This is a genomic window from Pseudoxanthomonas koreensis, assembly GCF_041890415.1.
Taxonomy (GTDB): domain Bacteria; phylum Pseudomonadota; class Gammaproteobacteria; order Xanthomonadales; family Xanthomonadaceae; genus Pseudoxanthomonas; species Pseudoxanthomonas koreensis_A.
Genome location: NZ_CP169056.1, coordinates 332349 through 356874, shown reverse-complemented (window position 1 = coordinate 356874; position 24526 = coordinate 332349). Strand labels below are relative to the sequence as shown.

Below are 24526 nucleotides of genomic sequence, written 5' to 3'. Positions count from 1 at the left end.
TTTTAGGCAACTAAATTTAGTTACTGCGAGTAGCTCTTACCGGTTACCTGCTATCCCCGGTACCGTCGGGCTAGCCCTCTGGCAACCGGTCGCTTCCGTGAACCCTTCAAGACGAAAAATCCATCTCCCCGGACCCTTCAGACCGCAAGCTACGGCGGAACGTTAACCGGGCCTTACCAGACCGTCAAGGGGAATGCCATGCCGCCGTGCACGGCCTTGCACCACATCGGGCAGTGGGAAGGCACGCGCCGACGGTGCCGACAAACGCTGACTCCCATTGCCCGAGGCGCCGGACCGCCTACCTTGGCGCAGGCGGACATGCAGATCAAGCACTTCCCGGACCAGGCCCTGCTCACGGTTAAGGCGGCCCCATGACCCGTTCAGGCCCCGCGCCACGAGCTGCTCATGCTGCCGAAGCCGGGCACTACAGCACGATGTCATTGGCGCTGGTGATGGCCAGGATGATGCCGATCATGATCACGCCGATCACCGAGCCGATCAGCAGGATGGCCACCGGCTCCAGCAAAGCCAGGAACTGCTTCATGCGGGTGCGGCCGGAGTCCTCGCACAACCGCGCCAGCGAGCGCAGCATGGCCGGCAGCTCACCCGAGCGCTCGCCCACGCGCACCAGGTTGTAGCCGGTGGCGGTGAGGGTGGCCTGCTCTTCCAGCGAGTCGGCCAGGGTGGCGCCGGCACGCACGTTGCGCGACACCTCCTCCAGCCGGGCACGCCGCCCGGGCGCACGCACGCCGGCCTGCGCCAGTGCGAGAGCATCGAGCAGCGGCACGCGGTTGCCCAGCAGGGTGGCCAGGATGCGCGCCCAGGCGGCGGTTTCCGATTCGACCCGCCAGGTGCCGATGACCGGCAGGCGTTCAAGGCGTTCGTACCCGCGCGCGCGCGCGACCGGGTCACGCAGCAGGCGCCACACCACCACGCCAACCGCCAGCAGGCCAAGCAGCAGCAGCCACCAGTACTGGCGCGCGAACATGCCGGTGCTGAGCACGGCCCAGCCCAGCCAGGGCAGGTCGTCGGCGCGGCTGAGCAGGGCCGCGAACTTGGGCACGACGAAGGTGAACATCAACACCACCGCGGCAATGCCGGCGGTCACCAGCACGGCCGGATAGGTCAGTGCTTGGCGGATCTCGCCACGTACCTGCAGGTCGTATTCCAACTGCAGCACGGCGTCCTGCAGGGCCTTGCCCAACTGCCCGGCCTTCTCGCCGCTGCGCACCAGGGTGCCAACGTAGGGCGGCAATGGCAGGCCGGTATCGAGCAGCGACTGCGAGAACGGCTGGCCCTGGCGCAGGCCGGTGGACACCGCCTCGAACGCGGCCAGCAGCCGCGGATGATGGGCCGAGCGCGATTGCGCGGCCACCGCCTCGGCCAGGGCCACGCCCGCCATGAGCAGGGTGGCCAGCTCGTGCAGGGCCAGCACGATGTCACGGTCCTTCAACCGGCGGCCGCGGCGCAGACCGGTGCGCGGCGCGGCGGCCGATGCCGGCTCCAGGGCCAGCACCGACAGGCCGCGACGCTCCAGCAGGCGTGCGGCCTCGCGCTCGCCCTCGGCGGCGACCTGGCCGTCCAGGCGCGCGCCCTCGGCGTTGACCGCCTTGAACCGGTAGCTCGCCATCAGACCGCCGTGACCCGCAGCACTTCATCCACGGTGGTCACGCCCTGCCACGCCTTGAGCAGGCCATCCTCGCGCAGGAAACGGAAGCCGCGCTCGCGCGCCATGGCCCGCAACTGCTGGTGGGTGGCGCCGGAGACAACCGCCTGCTGCATGGCCTCGTCCACCGGCACCAGCTCGTAGATGCCGATGCGGCCCTGGTAGCCGGTGTTCTGGCAACGCGCGCAACCCACCGCTTCCATCCATTGCGCGGGCGCTGCGTCGGCACCGAACACGCGCGCCACCCACTGCCCGGTCTCGTCCACCAGGCCATCGCCGGGCAATACCTGCGCCGGCCGCGCGCAATGCGGGCACAGCCGGCGCACCAGGCGCTGGGCCTGCACACCCTTGAGCGGAGTGGCGACCAGGAAGGGCTCCACGCCCATGTCGATCAGGCGGGTGAAGGCGGCAAGCGCGTCATTGGTATGCACCGTGGACAGCACCAGGTGGCCGGTGAGCGCGGACTGGATGGCGATCTCGGCGGTTTCGCGGTCGCGGATTTCGCCGACCATGATCACGTCCGGGTCCTGGCGCAGGATCGAGCGCAGCACGCTGGCGAAGTTGAGGCCGATCTCGGCCTGGGTCTGGATCTGGGTGATGCCCGGCAACTGGAACTCCACCGGATCCTCGACGGTGATGATCTTCTTCATGCCGTCGTTGCTGGCCGCGAGGGTCGCGTACAGGGTGGTGGACTTGCCCGAGCCGGTAGGGCCGGTGACCAGGACGATACCGTGCGCCTCGCGGCTCCAGCCCTGCAGGATGGCCAGGTGGTCCGGCGCCATGCCCAGCCGCTCCAGGCCCAGGTCCTTGCGCTCCTTGGGCAGCAGGCGCAGGACGATGGACTCGCCGTGCACGCCGGGCAGGGCCGAGGCGCGCACGTCCATCGCCTGGCCGCTGGCACGCACGCTGAGGCGGCCATCCTGCGGCAGGCGGCGCTCGGCGATGTCCATGCCGGAAAGCAATTTGAGGCGCGAGGCCACCGCGTTGAAGCGCTCGCGCGGCAGGCGCAGGCGCGAGTACAGCACGCCATCGATGCGGAAGCGCACCACGAACTGGTTTTCTTCCGGCTCAAGATGGATGTCCGAGGCGCGCTGCTCCACCGCCTGGGCCAGCAGGCTGTTGACCAGTTCCACCACTGGCGCCTCCTCGGCCAGCTCGCGCAGGTGGCGCACGTCGTCGCCGCCCCATGCGCCGCCACCGCGCTGCTCCTGGACCAGGGCATCGAGGGTGCGTTCCAGCAACTGGCCCGGCGCCAGCGCCATGCGGACCGCGCGCTGCGGCCACAGGTAGGCAAGCGCTTCGAGCAGCGCCGGATCCTGCGGGTCGCGGCATGCGCACCAGGCATGGCCGTCGCCGTCTTCCCACAGCAACACTTCGCGATCCTGCAGCCAGTCCAGCCCGGGCTCGGCGCCGCCAGGCATGCGCCAGTCGGCCAGCCCCGCCGGCAGCGCCAGGTCGCGCCCGGCCACCGGCAGGCCAAGCTGCAGCGACAGGGCATCGATCAACTGGTCCTCGGACAGCGCGCCGATGCGGATCAACAGGCTGCCGATGCGGCCGCCGACCTCCTGTTGCAGCTCCAGCGCGCGCTCCAGGTCGGCCGGGCGGATCGCGCCGCGCTGCAGCAGCAGCTGGCCCAGCAGCAGCGGAGAATCCAGCGGTGCGGGGATGGCGTTCATCGCGATGCAGGGGCCTGGAAGTCGGGAAACGGCATTGTGGTACATCGGCGCGGGGGTGTCGCGGCCACCGGCGCGGCTACAGCAGGTCGGCAAAGCCGCGACGCAGGACCGAGAAGATCCACAGCCCGGCCAGCAGCACGGCCACCGCCACGAGCGAATAGAGGCCGAAGGCCAGCGGGTCGGGCCATTGCCCACGCAGCAGGCAGCCACGCACCGCGTCGATGGGCCAGGTGATGGGGTTGAAGTGGACCACGCTTGCCAGTGCGGCGGGCACCCGGTCGGCAGGGAAGAACACCGCACCGGTAAACAGCATCGCGGTGACCAGCACGCCCGCCACCTGGCCCAGGTCGCGGATGTACACGCCCAGCGCGGCGAACACCAGCGACAGCCCGTACAGCATCACCAGGTAGGGCACCAGCACCAGCGGCACCGCCAGCGCGGACAGGTGCAGGCCGCTGCTGAACAGCGCATTGATCACCACCAGCAGCACGAAGCCGATGGCCGCATGCACCAGGGCCGCGCCAATCGGCACCGCCACCAGCACCGGCAGCGGGAACACCATCTTGCGCACGAAGTTGCTGTTGCGCTGCATCAGCGTGGGCGCCTGCCCCAGCGCCTCGGCCAGCACGCCATGCACCAGCAGCCCGGTGAACAGGTTGAGGATGAAGCCCAGGTGGTCATCCTCGGCCACCCCGGGCCAGCGCGACCTGAAGATCACGCCGAACATGAAGCCGAACAGGGCCAGCATCAGCAACGGCATCAGCACCGGCCAGACCCGGCCCAGCAGGGTGCCGCGGTAACGCACGGCCAGGTCCTGGGCGACCAGGGTGTGCCACAGGGAGGCCAGCTCGGCCAGGCGCCGGGGAGCGGTGATGGACATTGTGTGCATTCAGGAAAAGCGCGAAGGGTAGCAGGGCGGTCGCTGAACCCCGCGATTCCGGTATCCGCAGCCGCCGGCAAGCCGGCTCCCGGAGCGCTAGAATCACGCGCCTCTAGTGATCCACCGGACCTGCCGCATGTACAAGCGCCCTGCACCCCCTTCCCGTCGCGCCGCACGCGGCTTCACGCTGCTGGAAATGATCGTGGTGCTGGTCATCATCGGCCTGATCATGGGGCTGGTCGGCCCGCGCCTGTTCCGCCAGGCCGACAAGGCCAAGGTGCAGACCGCCCAGACCCAGGTGCGGATGCTGCGCGGGGCGCTGGAAACGATGCGCCTGGACATGGGCCGCTTTCCTTCGCAGGAAGAGGGGCTGCAGTTGCTGGTGACGCCGCCGGGCGACCAGACCGCGGCGCAGCGCTGGCAGGGCCCGTACCTGGAGGACGGCCTGCCGCCGGACCCCTGGGGCAATCCCTACCAGTACTCGCCGCGTCCGTCGGGCAACCACGCTTTCACCTTGTATTCCTTTGGTTCCGACGGCCAGGCCGGCGGCGAGGGCCACGACGCCGACATCGGCCAACTGCCCACCCAATGATCCCGCCCCGGGGCTACACGCTGCTGGAAATGCTGGTGGTGGTGGCACTGTTGGCCCTGGCCACGAGCATGGTGGCGCCGGCGGGCTACCGCATGATCGCGAGCTGGCGCGAGGCCGACGAGGTGGAACGGGTGATGCAGACCATCGCCGCGCTGTCGCTGCGCGCACGCAACGAGGGGCGCGCACTGCAGTTGGTGGCGGCCGGAGCCGAGCCCGGCAGCGAAGACCAGCCCGACACCCTGGCCGCGGCCGATGCGGAAGCCGGCACCACGGCTGGCGACGCCGACCTGGTGCCGCTGCCCGGCGGCTGGCGGCTGCAGATGCAGGTTCCGCTGAGCGTGCGCGCCAACGGGGCCTGCTCGGACGCCGAGGGCATCCTGCACACGCGCCGGCAGGTACTGCCGTTCCGCATCGAGGCGCCGTTCTGCCGGGTGTTGCAGGAGCCGGCGGGCACGGGCAGCACATGAGCCGGCACGGGCGCGCGGCCCAGGACGGGTTCACCTTGCTGGAGGCGATCGTGGCCATGGTGATCATGGCCACCGCCCTGCTGGCGCTGTACAGCTGGCTGTCCACCTCCACCATGGCGCTGAACCGGGCGCAGGCGCAGGCGCATGCGATCGAGGACGCGCGCGCGGCACTGGCCCTGGTGGAGGACATCAACCCGATGGCCGAGCCCGACGGCGAGCGCATCGCCGCCCCACTCACCGTGCGCTGGCGCTCGCAGGCGCTGACCGAGCGCAGGCCTGGCCTGAGCCGCATTGGCATGCCCACCCAGTTCGACTTCATCCTCTACCAGATGGACGTGGAGGTATTGCGCGACGGGCGCATGGTGCGCCAGTTCGACCTGCGACGAACCGGCTGGGAAGTGGCCCGGCCACCGAACCTGGAGCTGGACTGATGGCCCGGCGCGCGGCAGGCCTGACCCTGCTGGAGATGCTGGTGGTGCTGATCATCGCCGGCATGGCGCTGGCGATCGGGTTCCAGTCGCTGGGGCAATGGCGGCGCGCGGACGCGGCGATCAACGGCCTCAACGCGCAGACGCGCCAGGCCACGTTGGCGCGCAGCTGGCTGGAATCGTCGGTGCGTGCACTGGTGCCGGTGGAGGACGAAGAGTTTTCCGGCGATGCAACGGGCTTTGCCGGTGTCACCTTGCAGCCCCTGCTCGACTCGCAGGGCGGCGCCACGCCGGTGACATGGAAGGCCGTGTCCTCCGCGGGCGTGGTGCGCCTGGAACTGGACGAGGCCGGGCATCCGCTGGTGCTGCCGCTGGACCGGGCCTCCAATGCCGAGTTCGCGTACCTGGACAAGGAGGGCAGGTTCCACCCGCAATGGCCGCCTGCGCTGGGCCTGCATGACCACCTGCCGTCAGGGGTGGTGCTGCGCCTGGACAGCGACACCGGCCAACAGCGCCTGTGGAGCGCGCGCATCGTCGGCATCCGCAACCCCATCCGCGTGCTGTATGAGCCCGACGATGACTATTAGGCCGCCGCGCCGCACGATGCAGCGCCAGGGCGGCTTTGTCCTGGTGATCGTGCTGACCCTGCTGGTGGTGCTGACCCTGCTGGCCGGCGCAGTGGCGGCCTCCGGCAGCCGCGCGGTGGCCGAGGCGCAGGACGAGATCGACCGGTTCCAGGGCGATCTGGACATGCGCTCGACCGGCGACACCGTGCTTTACATGCTGGCAACCCAGCGCCGCAACATCGGCGGGCTGGTGCCGGTACCCACCCCGCCGGTGACCCTGGCCATGCTCGATGGCGACGACGAGGGCCGCCATGCCCTGCCCCTGGGCAACGAGATCCGGCTGGACGGCTCGTTCTACGCGGGGCTGGGCGATGCGCAGTTTGCACTGCAGGACGACCGCGGGCTGCTGAATCCGAACTGGATGTCGTCGAGCATCATCCACGCGTTCTATGCGTCCCGCGGCGCGCCCTCGGCCAGCTGGAACGAACTGGATGCCAAGCGCCTGGATTACCAGGACCCGGACTCGCTGCACCGGCTTGGCGGCGCCGAACGCGAGGACTACCTCAAGGCCGGACGCACCCCGCCGACCAACCGCGCGGTGGCCACGCCGCTGGAATTCCGCCGCATCCTGGGCTGGGACGGGTTGCTGGAGGAGATGGACGACGGCCAGCTGCTGCGTACGCTGACCACTACCCGCGGTGCCACGATCAACCTCAACACCGCGCCGGTGGAGGTGCTGGAAATGATCCCCGGAATGAACCGCGAGCACGCGCAGCGGCTGGTGGCCATGCGCCGGACAATGCCGATCACCTCGTTCTGGACCCTGCGGGAGGCCTTCCCGATCGCGCCGTTCATGGAAGAGAGCCTGACCCTCTTTCCAAACATATCCGGCAACCTTATCCTGCGTGATCGCCGTTTTGGCGCCAAAAGGCTTGCGCACTGGCGCCTGACACCGCTCGCCGTCGGCGGCCCGCCCTGGCAGATCGACTACGAGGTCATCCTCCCGCGTGACGACCAATCCGATGACGCCGTGGCTGAAGCGACTGCAACACCGCTTCTCGCCCCGCAGGATGCTGCTGGGGATCGAATCGAACCGCCCGCTTGAGGGAGGCGGTGCCGACGCGCTCGTGTGCGTGGTCGGGCGGGGATTGTGCCTGTTCACCCGGGTTGACGCCAGCAAGGCGCCGGACAAGGAACGCCGCAACGTGGCGGCCCTTGCGGTGCGCCGTGCGGCGCCCTTTTCCGACCCCGAGTTCGGCGTGGCATGGGAAGCGGACGGACACGGCGCAGCCTGGTACTGGTCGCGCTCGCGGGTACTGGAACTGCTGGCCGAGCGCGGCGTGCAGGCGCGCCGGACCGAGTTCGTGCCCGAGGCGCTGTACACCGGCAGCACCGCTGTCGATGACGGGATCGAGCTGCTGGAACTGAACGAGGGCATCGAGGCGCGGGTATGGCGCGAGGCCCGCCTGGTGGCCGACCGCTGGTGGCCGGCGCTGCCTGCGGCGGCGGACTGGCAGGCCTTCCTGCGATCGGCCGGAATGGCCGACGCGGCGAGCGCGGCCGTGCCATCGGCCCTGCCCGCCGCGGTGGCACGCCAGCCCTGGAGCCGCCGCGGCAAGAGCCGCATGGCGCTGTCCGGGTTGTCCGGCCTGGAGCGGCACCTGCCGCGGCTGGGCCTGGGGCTGGGCCTGCTGGCCGTGCTGGTGGCCTCGGCGCAGTTGGGCAGCATCCTGCGCAGCAGGATCGACATCTGGCAGGCACGCCAGGCGGCCGAGGCGCTGGACGAACCACTCAAGCGGATCCTGGCCGCGCGTGAAACCAGCGACCGCGATCTGGCCGCCATCAGCCAGGTGCTGGCGCTGCATCCGGGCCGCGGCGCCGTGGTCCTGCTTGCCGAGGCCCGCCGCCTGCTGCCGGGGCGCGATTGGCAGATCCGCCAGTGGAACCAACCCACGCCGGAGCGGATCGAAGTGACGCTGGTCATGCCCGATGCCGACCCGCAGAAACTTGTCGCCTCCTGGGAGGGCTCGCCGATGTTCGCCGACGTCACTACCGAACTGCTCACCCGCAGTGGCGAAGTCGTGATCCGCGCCAACGTCGTGGCCGACACCGCAACGGCCGCCTCGCCATGAACCTTGCCGCGTCTCCGGTGGCGATGCAGTTGCGCCGGCAGCTTGAAGCCGCGCCATGGCTGCGCTGGGCGCTGCTGGCGATCGCGGTGCTGGCGACGCTGATGCTGCTGCAGGGGCTGGACCAGGTGCGGGTCGCGGCGCAGAAGCAGGCCATCGACGAGGAGGCCAAGCTGCGCCGGATCAAGGCACTGCAAGGCCAGGACGTGTGGCTCGAGCGGGCCAGGGAGTCGACCGCGCTGCGCGAGGCGCTGCTGGCGCAGATTCCGCCGGCCAACACCCCGGGTGCCGCACAGGCCGCACTGCAGAGCTGGCTGCAGAGCCTGGCCAACAGCACCTCGGACCCGCAGAAGGTGCGCACCGCCGTGGAAGGCACCGCCCCGGTGGAGACATTGCCGGGAGTGGTGCGCGTGCGCGCCAGCCTGCGCGGCAGCATGGGTCCGCGCGAAGCGCTGACCATCGTGCGCAGGATCGAAGGCGGCCGCGACCTGGTGGTGATCGAATCACTGGATATCCGCAGCGACAGCAACTCCAACGCTTCGATTGCCATGAGTGCGTATTACCGCCTGCCCGCGACCGATGACGGGGCGGCGCCATGAACCTGCGCCGCCGGGTGATGCTGCTGATTGCCGCATGCGCACTGACGGGCGTTGCGGTGGGCGCGGCATGGCCACCGCCACCGATCCCCAAAAATCGCGAGAGCGCGGCCGGATGGGCGTTGCCCGCCAATGCCCTGGAGCGGCTGCCGGCAGACGCGCTGACCCAGGCAGGGCAACTGCGCTGGCTGGGCCAGGACACCGCCGGCGGCGACGGCCAGCAGCGCCAGGATTGGCGCCTGGCCGGCATTGCGCAGACGCCGCAACCGGTGGCGCTGGTGATGACGCCAGGAAAGAACAAGCAGAATTTCCGCCTGGAGCCTGGCGCCACCCTGCCCGACGGCAGCCGCCTGGCCGGCATTGAAGGCGATACCGTGACCGTCGAGCGCGGTGCCTGCACCCTCGTCTACCAGCTCCACCGTTCCCAACCCATCCGTAGTACCGGCCAGTGCAGCTCCGGCACGCCCGATACGGAGTAGAGGAAGCCTGATGATCCCGTCCCGCAGTGCGATCGGCCTGACCGTCTTCGCCATCACCCTTCTGGCCGGGTGCGCCAGTACCGCGCAGAAGGTCACGGTGCCCGCGCCACTGGAGTTGCCGGCCAAGCCCGCGGCGTCGCTGGAGGCCGCACCGGTAGGCAACCAGACCGGGCCCACCGAGCTGGTCCAGACCGTGACCCCGCGGGTGAACATGCCGGGCAGCGCCAGCGCCAGCCTGGACAGCGGCGATGCCACGCCGCCGCTGGGCACCACCCCGGTAAGCGTGAACGTGCAGGACCTGCCGGTGCCGGTACTGGCCAACGAAGTGTTCGGCAACATCCTCGGGTTGAGCGTCAATATCGAGCCGCAGGTCGCCTCGCTGCAGGAGCTGGTGACGCTCAATGCCGCCGACAGCATGCGCCCGGCCGAGCTGTTCGACCTCACCCGCCAGGTGCTGGCCGAATACGGCGTGGCGGTCAGCGTGGAAGGCAAGCTGGTGAACCTGCGGCTTGCACCCAAGGGCGGCTCGGCCGTGCCGCCGCTGATCATCAGCGGCAAGGCCCTGCCCAACGTGCCGGTGAGCCATCGCCCGATCTTCCAGATGATCGAGCTGGAAGTCATCCGCAGCGGTGATGCGGTGCGCTGGCTCAACACCCTGTTCGGTTCCGAACTCAAGGTGACCGAGGAAACCGCGCGCAACGCGGTGCTCATCAACGGCCGCCCCAGCCAGGTGCGCCAGGCCATCGAGGCGCTGCGCGTGTTCGACCGCCCGCTGATGCGCGGTCGCATCAGCACCCGCCTGGAGCCGGCGTTCCTGTCGGCCGAGGAGCTGTCCGCGCGGCTGACCGAAGTGCTCAACCTGCAGGGTTACAGTGCCAACCGCACGGCCGGCTCGCCTTCAAGCGTGATCGTGCTGCCGATCGCCACGGCCAACTCGGTGATCGTGTTCGCCTCCAGCCAGGAAACCATGGATTACGCGGTGGCCTGGGCGCGCGAACTGGACCGGCCAAGCCAGCGCGCCGGCACCCAGTCGATGTTCTATTACCAGGTGCGCAACACCAAGGCCAAGGACATTGCCGATGTCCTGACCTCCAGCATCCGCAGCCAGCAGCAGAGCTCCAGTGCCGCGGCCACGGCAGCGGCCGGGGCGAGTGATGCAGCGGCCGCACCCACCGCCAACCGCTCCTCGTCCGGGTCGGGAATCATCTCCGGGATCATGGTGGACGAGCCGCGCAATGCACTGATCTACCAGGGCGACCCGGCGCAATGGGAACGCCTGATGACCCTGATCAAGCAGATGGACCGGGCACCGCGGCAGGTGATGATCGAGGTGACGATCGCCGAAGTCACCCTCAACGACGACAACGAATACGGCCTGAGCTGGTTCGCCAAGGGCGGCTTCGGGCGCTTCGACGGCAGCATCTTCAAGGGCACCGGTTCGGGCGGGTCCTCGCCGGGCGCTTCCGGCGGCGGACTGACCTACCTGCTGGACGTGGCCGGACAGAACCGGGCCGCGCTGACCGCCTTCGCCAACGACAACCGGGTGAGCATCCTGTCCACGCCCCGACTGCTGGTGAAAAGCGGCAACGAGGCCAACATCGACGTGGGCACCGAAGTGCCGACGGTGACGATGACCACCACCTCGAACCAGCAGACCGAGGGCAGCACCAACCTGCTGCAGTCGATCCAGTACCGCAAGACCGGCATCATCCTCAAGATCAAGCCGACGGTGTACTCGGACGACCGCATCGACCTGGACATCAGCCAGGAGGTCAGCGAGGCGTTGCCCATGGACGATGGCGCCACCGCCAATTCGCCGTCGATCTTCAATCGCAGCCTCAACACGTCGTTGAGCCTGCGCGACGGTGGCTCGGTGGTGATGGCGGGCCTGATCTCCGACCGCAGGACCGATACCGATTCGGGCATCCCCGGGCTCAAGGACGTGCCGTTGCTGGGCAGCCTGTTCAAGAACAAGTCGGTCAAGAAGAACCGCACCGAGCTGGTCCTGATCATCGTCCCCTACATCGTGGAGAGCGACGAGCGCGCGACCGAGCTGAGCCAGGCGGTGATCGAGCGCTTCGACCTGCTCGACCTCGACCGCGCGCTCGGGCCTCAACCCGTACCGGGTGCGGCGCCCGCCCCGTATCCGCCGGCGGCGCTGCCGCAGCCCTTTACCCCCGTGAATCCCTGACCATCCAGGCCCCCGCCATGAACGCAAGAACCGCCACGCTTTGCCTGATGCTTGCCCTGGTCGCCACCGGTTGCGCCCGGCGCGAAGCCGAAGACGACGACACCCAGGAGCTCGCGGCTGCCGCTGCGACCCAGGAGCAGGCACCTGCCCCGCCGCAGGAGGTCGTCGCGCTCAAGGTAAACGTGACCCTGTCGCCAACCGCGGAACAGTCGCTCAAGTCCAGCGGCGAGACCGTGCGGGTGGAAGTGATCTATGGCGGTGACCCTGCGCCGGGTGCCACCCTGGCGCCGAACGAGCTGGGCATGATCGAACTGGGCAAGAAGGTGTTCGAGCTTGATGGCAGCGGCGCGGTGGAATTGCCCGAATCAGCGGTGGACCGCAGCCGCCTGGACCAGATCATCGGCCAGCCGCAGGTGATGGTGAACACCACCTCCGGGCGCAAGAGCACCCCGAACAACCTGCTGGCCTGCGACTTTTACTGGGACACCCTGAACACCGCCGGCCGCGACGGCGTCAATGTGCAGTGCAAGCTGCTCAGCGAAGCCAAGGGCCGCTGACACGCTGGGCGGGCACCTGTAGGAGCCGGCCTTGCCGGCGACCGGCATGCCCGCAGGTCCTCCTGTAGGAGCCGGCCTTGCCGGCGACCGCGGCGAGGGGTGACGCGGTGGAGGTCGTGACGTGCGGCGAGGGGTGACGCGGTGGAGGTCGTTACGTGCTGCGAGGTCGCCCGCAAGACGGCTCCTACAACACCTCCGCAAGACGAGGCTCCTGCAACGGACATGGGCTCCGGAACGCCTCCTGTAGGAGCCGGCCTTGCCGGCGACCGCGGCGAGGGGTGACGCGGTGGAGGTCGTTACGTGCTGCGAGGCGTGACGCGCGGAGGTCGTTACGTGCTGCGAGGTCGCCCGCAAGACGGGCTCCTACACGGGGCGGGCACACGGTCGAACGGGGCTACTGCACCCGTCGCCGCAGGTAGTTGAGCAGGTCGATGCGGGTGATCAGGCCGAGGAAGGTATCGCCCTCGGTGACGATGGCCACCTGGCCGCGGTCGAACACCGGCAGCAGCGCCTCGATCGGCGACTTCACGTCCAGCCGGTCGAGCTTGCCGACCATGGCGGTGCGCACCGGATCGCGGAAACGTGCCTCGTCGCCATACACATGCAGCAGCACGTCGCTCTCGTCGACGATGCCGGTGAGCTGCCCGTGCTCCATCACCGGCAGCTGCGAGACGTCGTACAGCTTCATCCGCTGGTAGGCGGTGACCAGCATGTCGTCGGGCTCGACGACAATCGTGTTGCTGGCGCCGTGCGGGTTCGGGATCAGGTCGCGCAGGTCGCCGTGGCGCGGGCGTTCGAGGAAGCCGTTGTCCAGCATCCAGTCGTCGTTGTACATCTTCGACAGGTACTTGTTGCCGGTATCGGGCACCAGCACCACCACCTTTTTCGGCGTGGCCTGCGCGCGGCAGTATTTCAGCGCCGCGGCCAGCAGGGTGCCGGTGGATGAACCACCAAGGATGCCCTCGCGTGCCAGCAGTTCGCGCGCGGCGTGGAAGCTTTCGGTGTCGGTGATGGAATAGGCCTGCTTCACCCGGCCGAAATCTGCCACCTCCGGCAGGAAATCCTCGCCGATACCTTCCACCATCCAACTGCCCAGGTGGTCGCTGAGCACGCCTTCGTTGACGTACTGGGCCAGGATCGAGCCGGCGGGGTCGGCCAGCACCAGCTCGGCCTGGGGCGCCATCCGCGCGAAGCAGCGCGACAGGCCGGTCATGGTGCCGCCGCTGCCGCAGCCGACCACCACCGCGTCGAAGCCGCCGACCGCGGCCATCTGCTGCACGATCTCCGGCCCGGTGCCGGCCTCGTGCGCGGCCGGGTTGTCCGGGTTGCCGAACTGGTCGACGAACCACGCGCCCGGCGTTTGCGCGGCGATGCGCGCCGCCTTGTCGTGGTAGTAGTCCGGGTGGCCCTTGCCGACGTCCGAGCGGGTCAGCACCACCTGCGCGCCCATCGCCTGCAGGTTGAAGATCTTTTCCCGGCTCATCTTGTCCGGCACCACCAGGATCAGCCGGTAGCCCTTCTGCTGGGCCACCAGGGCCAGGCCGATGCCGGTGTTGCCGGCGGTGCCCTCCACCAGCGTGGCCCCCGGCTGGATCAGCCCCCGGCGCTCGGCACCCTCGATCATGGCCAGCGCGGTGCGGTCCTTGATCGATCCACCCGGGTTGGCGTTCTCCAGCTTCAGGTACAGCTCGCACGCGCCGGTATCCAGGTGCAGGGCCTTGACCATGGGAGTGCGCCCGATCAGATCGAGCACGGAGGCATACGGGGCCATCATCGCTCCGGTGACGTGGCCGCGAAAAGGCGGCGGAACCTCGATTATCCGCCGGAACAGCCATCGGCGTCAGGTGGCGCAGCGCGAACGCCCGTATCGCCGGCGATCGCCGGTGCCGAGGCAACGCCATGGAGGCACGCGCAGTGCGGCTGCGGGCTGCGCGAATGCGTTGCGGGCCTGGCCAGTCTCGGCGTGTCATGGGACCTGCACGCGCGCCGGTCGCAAATCCGTCGATGGCCGCTTGCCGCCACTTGATGGCTGGAGTAGGGTCGATTATCCGGAGGGTGCTTCCGCCTTCCGGATGACCGGAGCCACTGCCCGATGCAGCCATCCGTTCCGCCACAGGAGACCGCCGCCGGGTTTCGCAGCCCGACCGGTGGTGTCCGGCAGAGCCACCCGCATCGGACCCGCTCCACCAGAACGCCCCGGCCGCAAGGTTCGGGGCGTTTCGTTTTCCGCCGGCCAGGCAGGCCGGCGGCCCCTGCAACGGACGCGCCACTCCCAGGAGGTGGATACATGTTCGAAGGGCAACCGCAGGACCAGATCGACGCGTTGATGAAGCGCGATCCGGAGTTCAAGCAGCTCTACCAGCGCCACAAGCTGCTGAACAAGAAAGTGATGGATGCCGAACTCGGCGTACTGCCGATCGACACCAACACGCTTGGCCAGATGAAGCGCGAGAAGCTGGTGGCCAAGCAGCGCCTGCTGCGCATCTACGACCGCGATCACTGACGGCTGACGCTGGTCCGGGCGGTGGCGGCATCGGATCCGCCGCCGCCCTGGCGGGTGCATGCCCGCCGCAACTCATGCCGTGACTGCATGCGGTGACTGCATGCTGTGCATGCATCCCGATACTGCGTGCCGCTACAGGTCGACGCTGACCTCGGCGGCGCGGGCGTTGCTGGCCGCCCCCGCCTTGCGCTCGGCCTTGATCCGCGCGGCGGGCACGCCGCCGGCGACCAGGGCATCACGCAGCGCGGCGGCACGGGCCTGGGCAAGCTTGGCGTCGTTGCCCCAGGCCACCACCCGCGCCTGGCCCTTGCCGATCTGCAGGTACGCCGCCAGCGCGGCGGCCGCCGATGTACCCGAACCGCTCAGGCTGGACTTGCCGGGGGCATAGGCGGACCCAGGCAGGGTGAACACTTCGCGCTGGCCCTCGAAGCGCGACGCCGGCAACTTGCTTCCGGACACCAGCTCGGCCTCCTGGCGCGCCAACCCGGCCTCCTTGCGCCGCGCCGCGCTCAGCTGCGCAACCTGGCGTCCGGTGGCCTTGCCCAGCGCCTGTTCGACTTCGCTGCGCGCGGCCGCTTCGGCTTCGGCGGCGATGCGCAGGCGCTCGGCCTCCTCGGCCTGGATCTGGGCCTGGATGCGCAGGCGCTCGCTTTCGCGGCGCGCATGCTCGGCCTCGCGCCGGCTTGCCGCCAGCAGCAGTTCGCTGCGCCGCAGGTCCAGCCGCACCAGCTCGGCCCGGGCGGCCTCGTTGGCGGCGGCCAGCTCGGCAATCTCGAGCCGTCGTTCGGCCAGGTACAGCGCCTCGGGCCGCTCGCTGCGGCGGGCCTTGGAAAGCGCCACCAGGGCGCGCTGCGCATCCATCCGCTCGTACAGCCCGGCGCGTGCCAGGGCCGGGTCGTCCTGCAGCGCGGCCAGGCGCGCCTGCAGCCGGGTGACATCGGCATCGTCTGCCGCCCGCGCCGGCGCCGCGGCCAGGCCCAGCAGGCCGGCGCCCAGCACCGCTGCGCAGAGGGTCCTTGAAAGAGTGTTCATGGCGCGCCCTCCCCGTGCTGGCCCAGCCGCCTGTTCAACTCGGCAATTTCATTGCGGCGCTGCAACAGGCCGGTTTCGATGCTGGCCTGCTCGCTGCGCACCCGCGCCAGGTCGGCGTCGACGGCAGCGCGGGCCGCCAGGGCCGGTGCCTGGCGTCGCTCGCTGCGGCTGCGCGACGCGGCCGCGAGCTGGGCCTGGACCAGGGTCTGGCGGGCGCCTTCGAGCAGGTCCGGGGCGTAGTGGTCGGCATCGGCCTGCTGGGCCTGCAGGATCGCCTGCTCGGCCTGCTGCACCTCGGGCAGGGCCTGGGCCAGGGCCATGGCCGGCAACGCGAAAGCGAGCGCCAGCGCATACAGGCACACGCGGAATTGTGCGAAGCTAGGTTCGTTCATGGGGAACGCCGCGTCCATAAGGGTGGCGGCCATTGTCGGAAGCTGGCGCCGCGCATGCAATGGCACGGTTGCGGGCCATTCAACTGGGGATCGTCGCGCAATGGATATCGGCTACTTCCTGAAGCTGATGACCGAGAAAAATGCCTCGGACATGTTCCTGACCACCGGGGCTCCGGTCTACATCAAGATCGAAGGCAAGCTTTACCCGCTGGGCAATACCGGCCTGCCTCCGGGCATGGTCAAGAAAATCGCCTACTCGCTGATGGACGAGGGCCAGGTGCCGCAGTTCGAGCGCGACCTGGAGATGAACATGGCCATCGCCCTGGCCGATGCCGGGCGCTTCCGGGTCAACGTGTTCAAGCAGCGCGGCGAGGTAGGCATGGTGATCCGCGCCATCCGCAGCGCGATCCCCTCCATCGAGGAGCTCAACCTGCCGCAGGTGCTCAAGGACATCATCATGACCCCGCGCGGGCTGGTGCTGCTGGTCGGCTCCACCGGCTCGGGCAAGTCCACCGCGCTGGCCTCGATGATCGACCACCGCAACAGCAACATCACCGGCCACATCCTCACCATCGAGGATCCGATCGAGTACCTGCACAAGCACAAGAAATCGATCGTCAACCAGCGCGAGGTGGGCCTGGATACGCACGCCTTCCACAACGCGCTGAAGAACGCCATGCGCGAGGCGCCGGACGTGATCCTGATCGGCGAGATCCTGGACGCGACCACGATGGAGGCGGCGATCGCCTTCGCCGAAACCGGCCACCTGTGCCTGGCCACGCTGCACTCCAACAACGCCGACCAGACCATCGAGCGCATCCTCAACTTCTTCCCCGAGAGTGCGCACAAGAACATCCTGATGAACCTGGCGCTGAACCTGCGCGCGGTGGTGTCGCTGCGCCTGGTCAAGGGCATGGACGAGCGCCGCCTGCCGGCCAGCGAGGTGCTGATCAACACCCCGATGATCCGCGACCTGCTGCGCCGCGGGCAGGTGCACGAGATCAAGCAGGCGATGGAGGGGTCGCTGGAAGAAGGCATGCAGACCTTCGACCAGTGCCTGTTCCGGATGGTCAAGCAGGGCCAGATCCAGCAGGAGGAGGCGCTGCGCGCAGCCGACTCGCGCGATGGCCTGGCGCTGAAGTTCCGCCTGTCCGAAGGCGCCGAAGGCGAGCACGACCCCTACGCCGACATCAACGGCCCGTCCTCGCCCACCATCACCCACGGTTTCGGCTGAGGCACGCATCGCCGCGGTCGCCCGCAAGACGGGCTCCTACAGGAGGAGCGCTCGTGCAGGAGCCGGCCTTGCCGGCGATGCGGTTGCCGCGGTCGCCCGCGAGACGGGCTCCTACAGGGGGGAAGGGTCCGCGCCGGGGGCGTCGGGCTGCACGCCGGGCGCGGCGGCCTTGAATGCCGGCAGGGCCAGGCAGGCCTGCTCGATGCGCGCCAGGGTCGGCCAGCCGGCCACGTCCATGCCGTAACGGCGCGCGTTGTACAGCTGCGGCACCAGGCAGCAGTCGGCCAGCCCCGGGGCATCGCCATGGCAGAACGCGCCGGTGGACGGATCGCCGGCCACCCGCGCCTCGAACGCGGCCATGCCCTCCCCGATCCAGTGCCGCACCCAGTCGTCGCACTCGGACCGCGGCACATGCCACTCGCGCTCGAAGAACTGCAGCACGCGCAGGTTGTTGAGCGGGTGCACGTCGCAGGCCACCAGTTGCGCCAGCGCGCGGACCCGCGCACGCGCCGGCGCAGCGTCGGGCAGCAGCCGGGCGCGCGCGGGCCAGGCCTCGTCCAGGTATTCCAGGATCGCCAGCGACTGGTGCACCACCAGGTCGCCGTGCACCAGCACCGGCACCAGGCGCTGTGGATTGATCGCAGCAAACTCGGCCGCATGCTGGCGGCCGCCGCCTTCCAGCAGGTGTACCGGCCGCTGCGCGTATTGAAGGCCCTTGAGGGCCAGCCCGATGCGCACGCGGTACGCAGCGCTGGAACGCCAGTAGGTGTGGAGCTGCAGTGCGCTGTCCATTGCCATGGTTTCCCCGTGGTGCGATGACAGTGTAGGAGCAGCCCGGGCCGTGCTGCCTGTCCATGGGCCGGTGCGGCGGCCGGAACGCAGCGGGCTGTTCAGGGCAGCGGCGCGCGCTCGATCCGCTGCTCGATCGCGCCGAACAGGCTGTGCCCGGCGCGATCGAACATCTCGATCCGCACGCTGTCGCCGAACTTCAGGAACGGGGTGGCCGGTGCACCGTCGCGCAGCGCCTCCACGGTGCGCCGCTCGGCCAGGCACGAGGCGCCGCGCGACACGTCCTGGTTGGCGATGGTGCCGGAGCCGACCACGGTGCCGGCGGCCAGCGGCCGGGTCCGGGCCGCGTGGGCGATCAGCTGGGCGAAATCGAACTGCATGTCTTCGCCGGCTTCCGGCGCGCCGAACCACTGGCCGTTGATGTGGCTGACCAGCGGCAGGTGCAGCTTGTTGCCGCGCCAGGCATCGCCCAGTTCGTCCGGGGTGACCAGCACCGGCGACAGCGCCGAGCGCGGCTTGGACTGCAGGAAGCCGAAGCCCTTGGCCAGTTCGGCGGCAATCAGGTTGCGCAGCGAGACATCGTTGATCAGGCCGATCAGCTGGATGTGTTCGGCCGCCTGCTGCGGCGACACCGCCATCGGGACATCGTCGGTGACCACCACGATCTCGGCTTCCAGGTCGATGCCGTGGTCCTCGCTGATGGCACGCACCGGGTCGCGCGGACCGAGGAAACCGGCGCCGGTGCCCTGGTACATGAGCGGGTCGGTGTAGAAACTCTCCGGCACCTGCGCGCCACGCGCGCGGCGCACCCGTTCCACGTGCGGCAGGTAGGCGCTGCCGTCAACGAACTCGTAGGCACGCGGCAGCGGCGCGGCCAGCGCGGCCATGTCCAGGTCGAAGGCATCGGCGGCCTCACCGGCCTGCAGCGCCTGGGCCAGTGCATTCAGGCGCGGTGCGGCGCGCTGCCAATCGTCCAGGGCCTGTTGCAGGGTCGCGGCGATGCCGTCGGCGCGCACCGCGCAGCCCAGGTCGGCCGAGACCACCACCAGGGTGCCGTCGCGGCCGCCTTCCTTGAGGGTTCCGAGCTTCATCCGGTTCACTCCTGCGGGGAACCCGGAGTGTAGCGGTCGGGGATCGGGGATCGGGGATCGGGGATCGGGGATCGGGGATCGTTTGCCGCCTGCGAGGTCGCCCGCAAGACGGGCTCCTACACGGGCGCCCCCTGTAGGAGCCCGTCTTGCGGGCGACCAGGCGAAACCAACCCGCCCCGCCAACCCACGGCCACCGGCGAGGCCGGCGCGCGTCTTGCTGAACGCCCTCCACCGGCAGCAGGCGCAATCGGCTTGCATCGCGTAGAATCGCCGCCCTGATTGCCCAGCGGCCGTCCGTTTCCCTCCGGGAACGACAGCTCCGGATCCGTCCGGCGCCCGTCCCACTCCGACGCCATTCGCTGGCAATCGGGCCGGTTCTTCCGGCCAACCACTTCTCGCAGCGCGGTTCACGGGAACGCTCCGAGCCACCGATCGAATACCGATCAGCCCGCAGACATGCGTCCGCGGGCCGTTGCCATGGAGCTTCCACGATGTCGTTTGAATCCCTGGGCCTTGCCCCGTTCCTGCTGCGCGCGTTGTCCGAGCAGGGCTACGAAACCCCCACCGCGATCCAGCAGCAGGCCATCCCGCTGGTGCTGGCAGGCCACGACCTGCTTGCCGGCGCCCAGACCGGCACCGGCAAGACCGCCGCCTTCGGCCTGCCGCTGCTGCAGCACCTGGGCACCGCGCCGCAAGCGGTGAGCCGCGGCCCGCGCAAGCCGCGCGTGCTGGTCCTGGCCCCTACCCGCGAGCTGGCCACCCAGGTGCACGACAGCCTGCGCGACTACGGCAAGCACCTGCGCATTCCCAGCGCGGTGATCTACGGCGGCGTGGGCATGGGCAACCAGCTCGATGCGCTGCGCCGCGGCGTGGACCTGGTGGTGGCCTGCCCGGGTCGCCTGATCGACCACATGGAGCGCCGCAGCGTGGACCTGTCCGGGATCGAGATCCTGGTGCTGGACGAGGCCGACCGCATGCTCGACATGGGCTTCCTGCCGTCGATCAAGCGCATCCTGGCCAAGCTGCCGCGGCAGAACCGGCAGACCCTGCTGTTCTCGGCCACCTTCCCCGAGAGCATCAAGCAGCTGGCGATGGAGTTCATGCGCAACCCGCGCGAAGTCCAGGTGACTCCGCAGAACACCGTGGCCGAGACCATCACCCACCGCGTGCATCCGGTCGACACCGCCCGCAAGCGCGAGCTGCTGCTGCACCTGCTGGCGCAGGACACGCGCGTGCAGACCCTGGTGTTCGCCAAGACCAAGCACGGCAGCGACAAACTGGTCACCTTCCTGGAGAAGTCCGGCATCCAGGCCGCGGCGATCCACGGCAACAAGAGCCAGGGCCAGCGCCTGCGCGCGCTGGGCGACTTCAAGTCCGGCAAGGTCAAGGTGCTGGTGGCCACCGACATCGCCGCGCGCGGCATCGACATCGACCAGTTGCCGCGGGTGATCAACTACGACCTGCCGATGGTGGCCGAGGACTACGTGCACCGGATCGGCCGCACCGGCCGCAACGGCTCGACCGGCGAAGCGCTGTCGCTGGTGTCGCAGGACGACGCCAAGTACCTGCGCCAGATCGTGCGCCTGCTGGACCGCGACATGGAAATCCGCGACCTGCCCGGCTTCGAGCCGCAGGTGCCGATCCGCTGGGGCAACAGTGCCCCGGGCAAGACCGAAGTGCCGGGCGGGCAGCGTCCGCCGCGCAAGCCCGGTGGCGGCCGTGGCCGCCGTCCGCACGGCGACGGCCAGCGCCATGCGCATGCCGGCGCCAAGTCGCACGGCGGCCAGCGCGATGGCGCGCGGCAACCGGCCGACGGCACCCGCGGGCGCCGGCGCGGTGGCAACGATGGCCCGCGTCGCGACGCCACGCGCTGAGCCTTCCGGCCGCTGCACGCGGCAAGCTGGAGAGGAACACCGCATCCGCACGGGCTGATGCCCGGGCATCGCGGCCGCGGCCGCGGCCGGGATGCCGTGGTCAACCGTGGCCGCGGCCCGACCATGTGCCTGGCGGGCCATGTGCCTGGCAAGCCATGCCCGCGGCGGGCGATTGCGGGCGCAGGCGGCCGCGGCCGACAATGCGCGGATGGATATCTTCAAGGTCTTCACCCTCGAGGCGGCGCACCGCCTGCCGCATGTGCCCGCCGGCCACAAGTGCGCGCGCCTGCATGGCCATTCGTTCCGGGTGGAGATCCACATCTCCGGCGAGCCCGACCCGCACACCGGCTGGGTCATGGACTTCGCCCAGATCAAGGCCGCGTTCAAGCCGCTCTACGAGCAGCTCGACCATCATTACCTCAATGACATCGCTGGCCTGGACAACCCGACCAGCGAACGGCTGGCCATGTGGATCTGGACGCGCCTGAAGCCGTCGCTGCCGCTGCTGAGCGAGGTCGTGGTCCACGAAACCTGCACGTCGGGCTGCCGCTACCGCGGCTGAGCCGGGCCAGGCTGGACCCAAGCGCGCGATTTGCACCGGATTGACACCCCGGAAGTGCCCCGGGCAACTGCCTCGGGCATCGCCAAGCACTTGTAACTGAACGGATTATCAATTTTCTGGCGAAATTCCTCCGCCAGGTGTTGCATTGCAACAAAGATGTGCATATGCTGCATCGCACCATCCAAGCAACACCTACGGAGTACGCCATGTCCTACCAGTTCAACGACCAGTTCAGCGCCTACACGCAACAGTTCGCCGCCGTCGCTGCGCGTGTGAACCGCCTGGCCCTGGAGAATGCCGAGACGGTGCTCGGAGTCCAGCTGCGCACGTTCGAGAAGAACGTCGATGCCGCCACCAGCTACCTGGGCGAGCTCGCCGAAGTGCGTGACCTGGAAGCCTACAAGACCGTGTGGCCGAAGGGCCTGCAGGTTGCCCGCGACAACGCCGAGCGCGTTGCTGCTGCCGGTCAGGAAGTGTTCGGCCTGACCCTGAAGACCACCGAGGCGTTTGGCCAGCTGGCCAAGGCCCAGTTCGAAGCGGCCTCCGACCAGGCCCAGGCCACCGTCGCCAAGGCGACCAAGGCCGCCAAGCGCTGATCGTAAGCGGCTTCAAAGCTCTTTGCGCGGCTCCCCTCCCTCCGCGCAAACCTGGACCCGGCAGCTCCCTCCCGCTGCCGGGTCTTTCTTTTTGTGGCGCCCGCAAGACGGGCTCCTACAGCGGCAGCGACAGATGCGCGGCCAGGGTGGCCGGCTGCGGATTGCGCGCATGCGGCAGATGGCCCAGGCATGGCGCCGGCAGGCGTGCGGCCAGCAGTTCCAGGTTCTCCTGCCGGCAGGCCATGTCCGGATCGACTTCGCTGGCGATCCAGCCCAGCAGCAGCGCGCCGTCGGCCTGGATCGCCGCCGCGCTCAGGCGCGCATGGTTGAGGCAGCCCAGGCGCATGCCGACCACCAGCACCACCGGCAGGCGCAGCGCGCGCACCAGGTCGCGCTGGTCCAGTGCCGTGGCCAGGGGTGCGGCCCAGCCACCCACGCCCTCCACCACCACCACGTCGGCCTGCGCACGCAGCCGCGCAAATGCATCCAGCAGCGGCGCCAGCGTGACCTCGGCACCGGCCGCGCGCGCAGCCAGTTCCGGGGCCAGCGGCTCGGGCAGGGCAAAGGGATTGAGGTCCTCATAGGCCGGCTGCGGCGCGCTGGCAGCCTGCAGCGCCAGCGCATCGTCGTTGCGCAAGCCCTGCGGCGTGCGCGTGCAGCCGCTGGCGACCGGCTTCATCCCCACCGCCGCCATGCCCTGCGCGCGCAATGCATGCAGCAGCGCGCAACTTGCCAGGGTCTTGCCGGCGCCGGTGTCGGTGCCGGTCACGTAGAGGCGATCGCTGACGACGGCGGACATCTGCATTCCTGTGGCCAGGTGGGTGGACGCGGCGGCGCCACGCGCGGGAACGGTCCATGCCGTGACCACGGAAGCCGCAGCCTGCCATCGGCATCGTCACGTGGTGTACGCGTGCGACCCGGCATGAACCGGAAATGATACGCCCGCACCTGGCTCCGCCGGGATGGGTAACATGACCGCATGTCCTTCGCCCCGATCCCGCTCAGTGGCAGCAAGCCGGAACGCTATGCGCAACTGCTGCAGCAGGCGCGCGCGCTGATGCACGGCGAGCGCGACCGGATCGCCAACGCCGCCAACCTCGCGGCGCTGGTGTATCACGCGCTGCCCGACGTGAACTGGGTGGGCTTCTACTTCCACGATGGACGCGAACTGGTGGTCGGCCCGTTCCAGGGGCTGCCGGCGTGCATCCGCATCCCGCTGGACAAGGGCGTGTGCGGTGCCGCCGCGCGCAGCGGCCAGACCCAGCGCGTGGCCGACGTCGATGCGTTTCCCGGGCACATCGCCTGTGACTCGGCGTCGCGCTCGGAGCTGGTGGTGCCTTTGATGCTTGATGGTGCGCTGCTGGGCGTGTTCGACCTGGACAGCCCGCAGCGCGACCGGTTCGATACCGACGACCAGGCCGGGCTCGAAGCGATTGCCGCCGCCTACCTGGATGCAGTGCGATGAGCGGCGACACCGGCAAGCTGCGCAACATCGGCCCCAAGAGCGCGGCGCGGCTGCGCCAGGTCGGCTTGCGCAGCGCCGCGGACCTGGCCGCGACCGGTGCAGTGGCTGCTTTCATGAAGGTCAAGCGCGCCGGCTTCAAGCCGGGACTGAACCTGCTGTACGCGCTGGAAGGCGCGCTGCTGGATTGCCACTGGCACGACGTGCCCGAGGCGCGCCGCCAGCAACTGCTGGCCGAGGTGGAAGCGGCCAGTGCCGCATTGCCGGCCGCGCGCGGCCGCCCGGAGGCCGGGCCGGTGACCGTTGCCTATTGCCGCGACGACGATACGGCTACAGGCGACGACGACGACCGCAGCTGAGCCCGCTCCGGCCACGCAGCCCATGCGCTGCGCCAGCGACCGGAGTGTCTGCGTCTTCCCACGCAAAACGCCCACGCCTCACTTTGCCGGCCGCAGGGCGATCGCATAGACTGCGCGCACTTTCGGGTGACCCGCGGCCTTCCGGCCCCGGGTTGAAACGGGAAGCCGGTGACTCAGGGCACGGCCAGTACGGCCGCCGCCCCGACATCCCGGCACTGCCCCCGCAACGGTAAGCAGGACCACTCCGGGCAAACCGCCACTGTGCTTGGCACGGGAAGGCGTCCGGACGGGCCGGGCCTCATGGCCCCGCCGCCTGCGAGTCCGGAGACCGGCCCGGAAGACGACTGGTTGCGATGCGGAGGGCATGGCGGCGGCAGCGCCGTGCCGTGTCCCGCACGTCTCCTC

26 protein-coding genes and 1 riboswitch are annotated in these 24526 nt (G+C 69.6%); of the genes, 17 read left to right on the top strand and 9 right to left on the bottom strand.

Annotated features, from left to right (window positions below; genetic code table 11):
• Positions 1-424: 424 nt before the first annotated feature.
• The 3 genes from ACEJ41_RS01670 to ACEJ41_RS01660 form a co-directional block, all read right to left on the bottom strand.
• Entirely contained in the window at positions 425-1630 is a 1206-nt protein-coding gene (locus tag ACEJ41_RS01670) for a type II secretion system F family protein (RefSeq protein WP_374013070.1), read from the bottom strand.
• Positions 1630-3342 (bottom strand): GspE/PulE family protein, encoded by a 1713-nt coding sequence (locus ACEJ41_RS01665; RefSeq protein ID WP_374013069.1) that lies wholly within the window; start codon positions 3340-3342, stop codon positions 1630-1632. The genes ACEJ41_RS01670 and ACEJ41_RS01665 overlap by 1 nt, the downstream gene beginning before the upstream one ends.
• Positions 3343-3418: 76 nt before the next feature.
• Positions 3419-4222, bottom strand: a complete 804-nt coding sequence (locus tag ACEJ41_RS01660) for an ABC transporter permease (RefSeq protein WP_374013068.1) — start codon at positions 4220-4222, stop codon at positions 3419-3421.
• Between the two features lie 136 nt (positions 4223-4358).
• On the opposite strand from ACEJ41_RS01660, the gene gspG reads away from it, so the two are divergent.
• Genes gspG through ACEJ41_RS01610 form a run of 10 tightly spaced genes read left to right on the top strand, consistent with a single transcriptional unit; the run spans position 4359 to position 12227 of the window.
• Positions 4359-4814 carry a type II secretion system major pseudopilin GspG gene (gene gspG / locus ACEJ41_RS01655; RefSeq protein ID WP_374013067.1) on the top strand — a complete coding sequence of 152 codons (456 nt, stop codon included), beginning with the start codon at positions 4359-4361 and terminating at the stop codon, positions 4812-4814.
• Complete coding sequence (locus ACEJ41_RS01650) at positions 4811-5281, top strand: prepilin-type N-terminal cleavage/methylation domain-containing protein (protein ID WP_374013066.1); 471 nt, start codon at positions 4811-4813, stop codon at positions 5279-5281. Before gspG ends, ACEJ41_RS01650 begins: the two co-directional genes overlap by 4 nt.
• Entirely contained in the window at positions 5278-5712 is a 435-nt protein-coding gene (locus tag ACEJ41_RS01645) for a type II secretion system protein J (protein WP_374013065.1), read from the top strand. Before ACEJ41_RS01650 ends, ACEJ41_RS01645 begins: the two co-directional genes overlap by 4 nt.
• Positions 5712-6296: a type II secretion system protein J gene (locus ACEJ41_RS01640; RefSeq protein ID WP_374013064.1), complete on the top strand. Its 585-nt coding sequence runs from the start codon at positions 5712-5714 to the stop codon at positions 6294-6296. The genes ACEJ41_RS01645 and ACEJ41_RS01640 overlap by 1 nt, the downstream gene beginning before the upstream one ends.
• The gene (locus ACEJ41_RS01635; protein ID WP_374013063.1) at positions 6286-7380 is read left to right on the top strand and encodes a type II secretion system protein GspK; all 1095 of its coding nucleotides are present in this window, start codon (positions 6286-6288) and stop codon (positions 7378-7380) included. Before ACEJ41_RS01640 ends, ACEJ41_RS01635 begins: the two co-directional genes overlap by 11 nt.
• Positions 7298-8407 carry a hypothetical protein gene (locus ACEJ41_RS01630; protein WP_374013062.1) on the top strand — a complete coding sequence of 370 codons (1110 nt, stop codon included), beginning with the start codon at positions 7298-7300 and terminating at the stop codon, positions 8405-8407. The genes ACEJ41_RS01635 and ACEJ41_RS01630 overlap by 83 nt, the downstream gene beginning before the upstream one ends.
• Entirely contained in the window at positions 8404-9003 is a 600-nt protein-coding gene (locus ACEJ41_RS01625; protein ID WP_374013061.1) for a hypothetical protein, read from the top strand. Before ACEJ41_RS01630 ends, ACEJ41_RS01625 begins: the two co-directional genes overlap by 4 nt.
• Positions 9000-9479 carry a hypothetical protein gene (locus ACEJ41_RS01620; protein ID WP_374013060.1) on the top strand — a complete coding sequence of 160 codons (480 nt, stop codon included), beginning with the start codon at positions 9000-9002 and terminating at the stop codon, positions 9477-9479. The genes ACEJ41_RS01625 and ACEJ41_RS01620 overlap by 4 nt, the downstream gene beginning before the upstream one ends.
• Positions 9480-9489: 10 nt before the next feature.
• Positions 9490-11670 (top strand): secretin N-terminal domain-containing protein, encoded by a 2181-nt coding sequence (locus tag ACEJ41_RS01615; protein WP_374013059.1) that lies wholly within the window; start codon positions 9490-9492, stop codon positions 11668-11670.
• Between the two features lie 17 nt (positions 11671-11687).
• Positions 11688-12227, top strand: a complete 540-nt coding sequence (locus ACEJ41_RS01610) for a hypothetical protein (RefSeq protein ID WP_374013058.1) — start codon at positions 11688-11690, stop codon at positions 12225-12227.
• 394 nt (positions 12228-12621) lie between these two features.
• Here the strand turns inward: ACEJ41_RS01610 and ACEJ41_RS01605 are convergent, their stop codons facing one another.
• Entirely contained in the window at positions 12622-13998 is a 1377-nt protein-coding gene (locus tag ACEJ41_RS01605) for a pyridoxal-phosphate dependent enzyme (RefSeq protein ID WP_374013057.1), read from the bottom strand.
• A 516-nt stretch (positions 13999-14514) separates the two neighbouring features.
• On the opposite strand from ACEJ41_RS01605, the gene ACEJ41_RS01600 reads away from it, so the two are divergent.
• A complete protein-coding gene (locus ACEJ41_RS01600) occupies positions 14515-14730 on the top strand; it encodes a YdcH family protein (RefSeq protein WP_374013056.1) in 216 nt (71 codons plus the stop codon).
• 132 nt (positions 14731-14862) lie between these two features.
• Here the strand turns inward: ACEJ41_RS01600 and ACEJ41_RS01595 are convergent, their stop codons facing one another.
• Together ACEJ41_RS01595 and ACEJ41_RS01590 are read right to left on the bottom strand one after the other, a co-directional pair.
• A complete protein-coding gene (locus ACEJ41_RS01595; RefSeq protein ID WP_374013055.1) occupies positions 14863-15762 on the bottom strand; it encodes a hypothetical protein in 900 nt (299 codons plus the stop codon).
• Positions 15759-16154, bottom strand: coding sequence for a DUF4398 domain-containing protein (locus ACEJ41_RS01590; protein ID WP_374014035.1), 396 nt, complete (start codon positions 16152-16154; stop codon positions 15759-15761). Before ACEJ41_RS01590 ends, ACEJ41_RS01595 begins: the two co-directional genes overlap by 4 nt.
• 100 nt (positions 16155-16254) lie before the next feature.
• On the opposite strand from ACEJ41_RS01590, the gene ACEJ41_RS01585 reads away from it, so the two are divergent.
• Positions 16255-17388 carry a PilT/PilU family type 4a pilus ATPase gene (locus ACEJ41_RS01585; protein ID WP_374013054.1) on the top strand — a complete coding sequence of 378 codons (1134 nt, stop codon included), beginning with the start codon at positions 16255-16257 and terminating at the stop codon, positions 17386-17388.
• Between the two features lie 111 nt (positions 17389-17499).
• Here the strand turns inward: ACEJ41_RS01585 and maiA are convergent, their stop codons facing one another.
• Together maiA and ACEJ41_RS01575 are read right to left on the bottom strand one after the other, a co-directional pair.
• On the bottom strand, positions 17500-18180 hold the full coding sequence (gene maiA / locus ACEJ41_RS01580; protein WP_374013053.1) for a maleylacetoacetate isomerase: 681 nt from the start codon (positions 18178-18180) through the stop codon (positions 17500-17502).
• Positions 18181-18278: 98 nt separating this feature from the next.
• Positions 18279-19268, bottom strand: a complete 990-nt coding sequence (locus ACEJ41_RS01575) for a fumarylacetoacetate hydrolase family protein (RefSeq protein ID WP_374013052.1) — start codon at positions 19266-19268, stop codon at positions 18279-18281.
• Positions 19269-19759: 491 nt separating this feature from the next.
• On the opposite strand from ACEJ41_RS01575, the gene ACEJ41_RS01570 reads away from it, so the two are divergent.
• The 3 genes from ACEJ41_RS01570 (at position 19760) to ACEJ41_RS01560 (ending at position 22300) form a co-directional block, all read left to right on the top strand.
• On the top strand, positions 19760-21142 hold the full coding sequence (locus tag ACEJ41_RS01570; protein ID WP_374013051.1) for a DEAD/DEAH box helicase: 1383 nt from the start codon (positions 19760-19762) through the stop codon (positions 21140-21142).
• 208 nt (positions 21143-21350) lie between these two features.
• Positions 21351-21704, top strand: a complete 354-nt coding sequence (queD, locus tag ACEJ41_RS01565) for a 6-carboxytetrahydropterin synthase QueD (RefSeq protein ID WP_374013050.1) — start codon at positions 21351-21353, stop codon at positions 21702-21704.
• Between the two features lie 206 nt (positions 21705-21910).
• Positions 21911-22300, top strand: coding sequence for a phasin family protein (locus tag ACEJ41_RS01560; protein ID WP_374013049.1), 390 nt, complete (start codon positions 21911-21913; stop codon positions 22298-22300).
• Between the two features lie 115 nt (positions 22301-22415).
• On the opposite strand, the gene bioD is transcribed toward ACEJ41_RS01560, so the two are convergent.
• On the bottom strand, positions 22416-23099 hold the full coding sequence (gene bioD, locus ACEJ41_RS01555) for a dethiobiotin synthase (RefSeq protein WP_374013048.1): 684 nt from the start codon (positions 23097-23099) through the stop codon (positions 22416-22418).
• Between the two features lie 180 nt (positions 23100-23279).
• On the opposite strand from bioD, the gene ACEJ41_RS01550 reads away from it, so the two are divergent.
• Both ACEJ41_RS01550 and ACEJ41_RS01545 read left to right on the top strand, forming a co-directional pair.
• A complete protein-coding gene (locus tag ACEJ41_RS01550) occupies positions 23280-23765 on the top strand; it encodes a GAF domain-containing protein (protein ID WP_374013047.1) in 486 nt (161 codons plus the stop codon).
• Entirely contained in the window at positions 23762-24121 is a 360-nt protein-coding gene (locus ACEJ41_RS01545; protein WP_374013046.1) for a TfoX/Sxy family protein, read from the top strand. Before ACEJ41_RS01550 ends, ACEJ41_RS01545 begins: the two co-directional genes overlap by 4 nt.
• Positions 24122-24228: 107 nt before the next feature.
• A riboswitch (cobalamin riboswitch) is annotated at positions 24229-24473 on the top strand.
• Positions 24474-24526: the final 53 nt, after the last annotated feature.

What these genes read in the sequence shown, in the direction of transcription:
- ACEJ41_RS01670 (WP_374013070.1), bottom strand. Translation starts at nt 1,630, where the DNA reads ATGGCGAGCTACCGGTTCAAGGCGGTCAACGCCGAGGGCGCGCGCCTG.
- ACEJ41_RS01665 (WP_374013069.1), bottom strand. Translation starts at nt 3,342, where the DNA reads ATGAACGCCATCCCCGCACCGCTGGATTCTCCGCTGCTGCTGGGCCAG.
- ACEJ41_RS01660 (WP_374013068.1), bottom strand. Translation starts at nt 4,222, where the DNA reads ATGTCCATCACCGCTCCCCGGCGCCTGGCCGAGCTGGCCTCCCTGTGG.
- gspG (WP_374013067.1), top strand. Translation starts at nt 4,359, where the DNA reads ATGTACAAGCGCCCTGCACCCCCTTCCCGTCGCGCCGCACGCGGCTTC.
- ACEJ41_RS01650 (WP_374013066.1), top strand. Translation starts at nt 4,811, where the DNA reads ATGATCCCGCCCCGGGGCTACACGCTGCTGGAAATGCTGGTGGTGGTG.
- ACEJ41_RS01645 (WP_374013065.1), top strand. Translation starts at nt 5,278, where the DNA reads ATGAGCCGGCACGGGCGCGCGGCCCAGGACGGGTTCACCTTGCTGGAG.
- ACEJ41_RS01640 (WP_374013064.1), top strand. Translation starts at nt 5,712, where the DNA reads ATGGCCCGGCGCGCGGCAGGCCTGACCCTGCTGGAGATGCTGGTGGTG.
- ACEJ41_RS01635 (WP_374013063.1), top strand. Translation starts at nt 6,286, where the DNA reads ATGACTATTAGGCCGCCGCGCCGCACGATGCAGCGCCAGGGCGGCTTT.
- ACEJ41_RS01630 (WP_374013062.1), top strand. Translation starts at nt 7,298, where the DNA reads ATGACGCCGTGGCTGAAGCGACTGCAACACCGCTTCTCGCCCCGCAGG.
- ACEJ41_RS01625 (WP_374013061.1), top strand. Translation starts at nt 8,404, where the DNA reads ATGAACCTTGCCGCGTCTCCGGTGGCGATGCAGTTGCGCCGGCAGCTT.
- ACEJ41_RS01620 (WP_374013060.1), top strand. Translation starts at nt 9,000, where the DNA reads ATGAACCTGCGCCGCCGGGTGATGCTGCTGATTGCCGCATGCGCACTG.
- ACEJ41_RS01615 (WP_374013059.1), top strand. Translation starts at nt 9,490, where the DNA reads ATGATCCCGTCCCGCAGTGCGATCGGCCTGACCGTCTTCGCCATCACC.
- ACEJ41_RS01610 (WP_374013058.1), top strand. Translation starts at nt 11,688, where the DNA reads ATGAACGCAAGAACCGCCACGCTTTGCCTGATGCTTGCCCTGGTCGCC.
- ACEJ41_RS01605 (WP_374013057.1), bottom strand. Translation starts at nt 13,998, where the DNA reads ATGGCCCCGTATGCCTCCGTGCTCGATCTGATCGGGCGCACTCCCATG.
- ACEJ41_RS01600 (WP_374013056.1), top strand. Translation starts at nt 14,515, where the DNA reads ATGTTCGAAGGGCAACCGCAGGACCAGATCGACGCGTTGATGAAGCGC.
- ACEJ41_RS01595 (WP_374013055.1), bottom strand. Translation starts at nt 15,762, where the DNA reads ATGAACACTCTTTCAAGGACCCTCTGCGCAGCGGTGCTGGGCGCCGGC.
- ACEJ41_RS01590 (WP_374014035.1), bottom strand. Translation starts at nt 16,154, where the DNA reads ATGAACGAACCTAGCTTCGCACAATTCCGCGTGTGCCTGTATGCGCTG.
- ACEJ41_RS01585 (WP_374013054.1), top strand. Translation starts at nt 16,255, where the DNA reads ATGGATATCGGCTACTTCCTGAAGCTGATGACCGAGAAAAATGCCTCG.
- maiA (WP_374013053.1), bottom strand. Translation starts at nt 18,180, where the DNA reads ATGGACAGCGCACTGCAGCTCCACACCTACTGGCGTTCCAGCGCTGCG.
- ACEJ41_RS01575 (WP_374013052.1), bottom strand. Translation starts at nt 19,268, where the DNA reads ATGAAGCTCGGAACCCTCAAGGAAGGCGGCCGCGACGGCACCCTGGTG.
- ACEJ41_RS01570 (WP_374013051.1), top strand. Translation starts at nt 19,760, where the DNA reads ATGTCGTTTGAATCCCTGGGCCTTGCCCCGTTCCTGCTGCGCGCGTTG.
- queD (WP_374013050.1), top strand. Translation starts at nt 21,351, where the DNA reads ATGGATATCTTCAAGGTCTTCACCCTCGAGGCGGCGCACCGCCTGCCG.
- ACEJ41_RS01560 (WP_374013049.1), top strand. Translation starts at nt 21,911, where the DNA reads ATGTCCTACCAGTTCAACGACCAGTTCAGCGCCTACACGCAACAGTTC.
- bioD (WP_374013048.1), bottom strand. Translation starts at nt 23,099, where the DNA reads ATGTCCGCCGTCGTCAGCGATCGCCTCTACGTGACCGGCACCGACACC.
- ACEJ41_RS01550 (WP_374013047.1), top strand. Translation starts at nt 23,280, where the DNA reads ATGTCCTTCGCCCCGATCCCGCTCAGTGGCAGCAAGCCGGAACGCTAT.
- ACEJ41_RS01545 (WP_374013046.1), top strand. Translation starts at nt 23,762, where the DNA reads ATGAGCGGCGACACCGGCAAGCTGCGCAACATCGGCCCCAAGAGCGCG.